At 55.0% G+C, this 1,180-nt stretch carries 1 protein-coding gene; it reads left to right on the top strand.

Annotated elements, in window-relative coordinates; all coding sequences use genetic code 11:
• Nucleotides 1-56: 56 nt before the first annotated feature.
• Nucleotides 57-1,180, top strand: a protein-coding gene (locus tag TRM7615_RS25250) for an IS3 family transposase (RefSeq protein ID WP_108792739.1) whose coding sequence is annotated in 2 segments (ribosomal slippage) — nucleotides 57-321 and nucleotides 321-1,180 — 1,125 coding nt annotated over the 2 segments. Because the reading frame shifts where the segments join, the coding sequence is not laid out codon by codon here. This gene is flagged as partial in the annotation.

The raw sequence follows: 1,180 nt of genomic DNA, 5'->3' as shown, positions 1-1,180 counted from the left end.
TGGTCTTCCCCCACTGAAGTGGTCCTCCGCTATGTTTAGGAAAACGGAGGAAACACATGGCCAACAAGCGACCAAAGCCTGAGGAGATTGTCACGAAGTTGCGGCAGGTTGAGGTTCTGACGGGGCAAGGGATGCCGCGTCTGGATGCGATCCGCCAGATTGGTGTGGCTGAACAAACCTATTATCGCTGGAAGAAAAAGTACGGTGGAATGGGCACGGATCAATTGAAGGAACTGAAGCGTCTTCAGAAAGAGAACGAGCGATTACGAAGGGCTGTGTCTGATTTGACCTTGGACAAGCTGATCTTGGCGGAGGCAGCAAAGGGAAACTTCTGAGCCCCGCTCGCCGCCGAGCCTGCATTGATCGTGTTCGTGCTGAGCTGATTGTCTCAGAGCGGCGCGCCTGCCGTGTTCTGAGACAACACCGATCGACACAACGGCGGATACCTGTTGGCCGTCCAGACGAAGAGCGGTTGGTCGCCGACATGATCGAACTGACCCGCCAATATGGCCGATACGGCTACCGTCGGATCGCAGCACTGTTGAGAGACGCTGGCTGGCATTTGAATGACAAGCGCGTGGAGCGGTTATGGCGGCGAGAGGGGCTGAAAGTGCCAATGAAACAACCCAAGAAGGGACGGCTTTGGCTGAGTGATGGATCATGTGTCCGGCTTCGGCCTGAACATCGCGATCATGTTTGGAGCTACGATTTCGTGCATTGCCGGACTGACGATGGGAAAGCGTTCCGCACGCTCAATATCATCGACGAGTACAGCCGAGAATGCTTGGCGATCCGTGTCGATAGGAAGCTGAACTCAGGCAACGTGATTGACGCCCTGAGCGATCTCTTCATCCTGCGTGGCATCCCGTCCTATATCCGGTCCGACAATGGCCCCGAGTTCGTTGCTCAGGCCGTGCGGGATTGGATCAAGGCTGTTGGGGCAAAGACGGCATACATCCAGCCTGGATCACCCCGGGAAAACGGATACTGCGAAAGCTTCAATGCACGGTTCAGGGATGAGTTCTTGAATGGAGAAATCTTCTACAGCCTGCGCGAAGCACAAATCCTGATCGAACAATGGAGAAAAAACTACAACACGAAACGTCCACATAGTGCCCTAGGTTATCGCCCGCCAGCGCCCGAAACCATCGTCCAGATGGACCAAAGGCCAATCATGCAC

It is taken from the genome of Falsiruegeria mediterranea M17 (assembly GCF_900302455.1).
GTDB classification, from domain to species: Bacteria; Pseudomonadota; Alphaproteobacteria; order Rhodobacterales; family Rhodobacteraceae; genus Falsiruegeria; species Falsiruegeria mediterranea.
This window is presented reverse-complemented; position numbering and strand designations above follow the sequence as displayed.